This is a genomic window from Streptomyces sp. NPDC018031 (genome assembly GCF_044327625.1).
GTDB lineage: Bacteria > Actinomycetota > Actinomycetes > Streptomycetales > Streptomycetaceae > Streptomyces.
Genome location: NZ_JBIRFT010000052.1, coordinates 1 through 4,382, shown reverse-complemented (window position 1 = coordinate 4,382; position 4,382 = coordinate 1). Strand labels below are relative to the sequence as shown.

Genomic DNA, 4,382 nt, shown 5'->3' with positions numbered 1-4,382 from the left:
CACCGCTCCATCGACTCCGCGAACACCGGCACCGAAGCCATCAACTCCCGCGCCATCCCCACCCACTGCGCCCCCTGACCCGGGAACACGAACACCGGGCGGTCGCCGCCGGCGGCGGCGGTGCCGAGCACCACGCCCGCGCTCTCCTCGCCGCGGGCCAGTCCGGTGAGGCCGGTCAGCAGTTCGTCGCGGTCCGCGCCGATGACCACGGCGCGGTGTTCCAGCGCGGCGCGGGTGGTGGCCAGGGAGGCCGCCACGTCCCGCGGCGCGGTTCCGGGCCGCTCGGCGAGGTGCGCGCGCAGCCGCTCCGCCTGGGCGAGCAGGGCACGTTCGGTCCGGCCCGACACGAGCCACGGCAGCACGCCGGGCGCCGCCGCTGTGTCCTCGGCCCGCTCGGCGGTGTCCGCCGCGGGCTCGGCCTGCTCCAGGATCACATGCGCGTTGGTGCCGCCCATGCCGAACGCGGACACCCCGGCGCGGCGCGGCCGGCCGGTCGCGGGCCACTGCCGGGCGGCGGTCAGCAGCGACACCGCGCCCGCCGACCAGTCCACCTCGGGGGTCGGCTGGTCGGCGTGCAGGGTCCTCGGGAGGGTGCCGTCCCGCAGCGCCATCACGGTCTTGATGACCCCGCCGACGCCGGCCGCCGCCTGGGCGTGGCCGATGTTGGACTTCAGTGAGCCGATCCACAGCGGCTCGTCGCCGTCCCGGTTCCGGCCGTAGGTGGCGAGCAGCGCCTGCGCCTCGATCGGGTCGCCGAGGGTGGTGCCGGTGCCGTGCGTCTCGACCGCGTCGACGTGCGCGGCGGACAGCCGGGCATTGGCCAGTGCGGCCTCGATGACCCGCTGCTGGGACGGGCCGCTGGGCGCGGTCAGGCCGTTGCTGGCGCCGTCCTGGTTGACCGCCGAGCCCCGTACCACGGCCAGCACCCGGTGGCCGTGGCGGCGCGCGTCCGCCAGCCGCTCCACCAGCAGCAGCCCGACGCCCTCGCCCAGGCCCATGCCGTCGGCCGACGCGCCGAACGCCTTGCAGCGGCCGTCCCGGGCCAGGCCGCGCTGCCGGCTGAAGCCGGTGAACTCGGCGGGTGTGGACATCACCGCGACACCGCCGGCCAGGGCCAGGTCGCAGTCGCCCTGCCGGAGTGCCTGGACCGCCAGGTGGAGGGCGACCAGGGAGGAGGAGCAGGCGGTGTCGAGGGTGACGGCCGGGCCTTCGAAGCCGAAGGTGTAGGCGACGCGTCCGGAGACGACGCTGGGGGCGCCGCCGGTGAGCAGATGGCCCTCGAAGCCCTCCGGGACGGCTCCGATGCCGGAGCGGTAGTCGAGCGGGTTGACGCCCAGATAGGTGCCGACGCCCGCGCCGCGCAGCGACATCGGGTCGATCCCGGCCCGTTCCAGCGTCTCCCAGGTGAGTTCGAGCACCAGCCGCTGCTGGGGGTCCATGGCCAGCGCCTCGCGCGGCGAGATGCCGAACAGGCCGGCGTCGAACCGGTCGGCCCCCTGGAGGAAGCCGCCCTCGGTGACGTAGGTGGTGCCCTCCCGGTCGGGGTCGGCGTCGTGCAGGGCGGCGATGTCCCAGCCCCGGTCGGTGGGGAATCCGGAGATGGCGTCGCCGCCGTCGGCCACCAGCCGCCACAGGTCCTCGGGCGAGGCCACGCCACCGGGGAAGCGGCAGGCCATGGAGACGATCGCGACCGGTTCCTGGGAGCGGGCTTCCACGGTCCGCAGCCGCGACTGGGTCTGCTGGAGTTCGGTGGTGACGCGCTTGAGGTAGTCGAGGAGTTTCTGTTCGTTGTCGCCCGGCCGGGCGTTCGGGGACTGCGGGGCGCCGCCGCCGCGGGCGGACGCGGTGTCGTTCTGGGACATCGTCACATCTTTCGGTTGAGAGTCGGTGGTCATGCCTGACGTGGGGTTTCCGGAATCAGGTCGTACCGAGCTCCCGGTCGATCAGGGCGAACATCTCGTCGGCGGTGGCCGTCTCCACCAGCGCCGTCTCCTCCTCGGCGCCCGGTTCCGCCGGGTCCGCGCCGGGGGCGGTCTCGTTCCACTTCCACAGCAGGTCCTGGAGCCGCTTGGTGATCTTGTCGCGGGTCGCCGGGTCGGCGGTCAGGTCCGCCAGCGACGCCTCCAGCTGGTCCAGGTCGCCCAGCACCGGCCGGGCCGCCGCGGCCGCCGCGTCCTCGTCTTCCGGCAGCAGCTCGGCGCGGAGCCGGCCGGCCAGCGCCAGCGGCGTCGGGAAGTCGAAGACGAGGGTGGCGGGGAGGGCGAGACCGGTGGCGGCACCGAGCCGGTTGCGCAGTTCCACGGCGGTCAGCGAGTCGAAGCCCAGCTCCCGGAAGGCGCGGTGGGCGTCGACCGCGTCCGGTCCGTCGGCGTGCCCGAGCACGGCGGCGGCCTGTCCGCGGACCAGTTCCTGGAGGAGGTGGTCCTGTTCGCCGCGGCTTCGCCCGGTGAGCGCCTCCAGCAGTTCCGCCCGGCCGGTGGCCGCGTCCCCGGGGCCCGCGGCCTCGTCGGTCGCGGCGGTGTCGAGGACCCGGCGCGCCTCCGGCACCTCGGCGATGAGCGGGCTGGGGCGGGCCATGGTGAACAGCGGGACGAACCGGTCCCAGTCGACGTCGGCGACGGCCACGAACGCCTCGTCGTGGTCGAGGGTCTGCTGGAGCGCGGCGAACGCCAGGTCCTTGTCGAGCAGCGGCAGGCCGTGCCGGCTGGACCGGTCGTTCTTCAGCGTCCGCAGCTCGGTGTTGCGCTCGTCCCAGTCGTTGGCCGCGTCCCAGATGCCCCAGGAGATGGCGGTGCCCGGCAGGCCGCGGGCCCTGCGCCGCTCCGCCAGCGCGTCCAGGTGGGCGTTGGCGGCGGCGTAGGCGCCGTGCTCGCCACTCCCCCAGAACCCGGCGATGGAGGAGAACAGGATGAACGCGTCCAGTTCGCCGGCGTCCGCGCCGAAGAGCGCGTCCAGGTGGTCGGCGCCCAGTGTCTTGGCCCGGCAGACCTCCGCGTACCGGTCCGCGTCCGTCCCGGCGAGCGTGCCCAGTTCGATGTGGGCGGCGGTGTGCACCACGGACCGGACCGGGGTGCCGTCGGCCGCGAGCCGGGCCACCAGGCCGGCCAGCTCGTCGCGGTCGGCGACGTCGCACGCCGCGATGGTCACCCGGACGCCGCGCTCCCGCAGGGCGGCCTCGAGTTCGGTGGCGCCCAGGGCGTCCCGGCCCCTGCGGCTGGTCAGTACCAGGTGTTCGGCGCCCTGGTCGGCCAGCCAGCGTGCCAGGTGGCCGCCGATGCCGCCGGTGCCGCCGGTGACGAGCACGGTGCCGCTGGGCCGCCAGACGCGGGCCGCCCGCCGGTCGGCCAGCGGGGTGCGCACGATGCGGCGGGCCAGCGGGCCCGCGTCGCGGAGCGCGAGCTGGTCCTCGCCGTGGCCGCCGGCCAGCGCCGTGCACAGCAGCCGCAGGACCCGCTCGTCCGGGTCGGCGGGCAGGTCCACCAGCCCGCCCCACAGCCGGGGCTGCTCCAGGGCGGCTACCCGGCCCAGGCCCCACACCTGGGCCTGCGCGGGGCTCACCGGCCGGTCGGACGGGGTCGCCATGACGGCGCCGCTCGTCGCGCACCACAGCCGGGCGTCGGGGCCCAGACCCACCGCCGGCTCCGTCCCGGCCGGGCCGGGGGCGCCGAGATCGGTGAGCGCCTGGATCAGGCTCAGGGTGCCGACGGCGCCCGCCGAGGTGCCCGGGTACTCCGGGTGGGGCGAGTCGTCGAGGGCCCACAGGGAGAGCACACCGGCCAGTTCCGCCCGGTCGCCCACCGTCTCGGAGATGCGCGCGGCCAGCTTCTCCCGGTTCGCGTCGGCGGCGTCCACCGCCAGGCGCAGCGGGTCGGCGCCGCGGTCGGCGAGCGCCGCGAGCAGTCCGGCCGGCAGCGGGTCGGCGGCGTGTGCGGTGGGGACCACCAGCAGCCAGGAGCCGGACAGCGCTCCGGTGGGCGCCGCGGACAGCCGGTCCGCCTGCCGCCAGGCGGCCTGGTAGCGCCAGGAGTCGATCAGGGACTGCTCGCGGCGCTGCCGCCGCCAGGAGGAGAGGCTGGGCAGCACCGCTCCCAGCTCCTCCCCGCCGTCCACGCCGAGCGTGGCGGCGAGTTCCGCCAGGTCCTCGCGCTCCACCGCCTCCCAGAACCGGGCTTCCACCTCGTCCCGGGGGGCTTCCGCCCGCCCGGTGCCGGGTGCGCCGTTCTCCAGCCAGTAGCGGGTGCGCTGGAAGGCGTAGGTGGGCAGTTCCACCGGGCGTGCCCCGGGCAGCAGCGGTGTCCAGTCGACCCGTGCGCCGGCGGTCCAGGCTTCGGCGAGGGAGGTCAGGAAGCGGTCGGGGCCGCCGTCGTCGCGCCGCAGCGATC

The 4,382-nt window shown here is 76.0% G+C and carries 2 protein-coding genes; both read right to left on the bottom strand.

The features are described from left to right. The coding region (locus ACH4B3_RS34150; RefSeq protein WP_398469665.1) for a type I polyketide synthase at nucleotides 1-1,862 on the bottom strand (1,862 nt) is incomplete at its 3' end. Between the two features lie 55 nt (nucleotides 1,863-1,917). After that, nucleotides 1,918-4,382 (bottom strand): SDR family NAD(P)-dependent oxidoreductase (locus ACH4B3_RS34145; protein ID WP_398469663.1); only part of this gene is annotated, 2,465 nt, incomplete at its 5' end.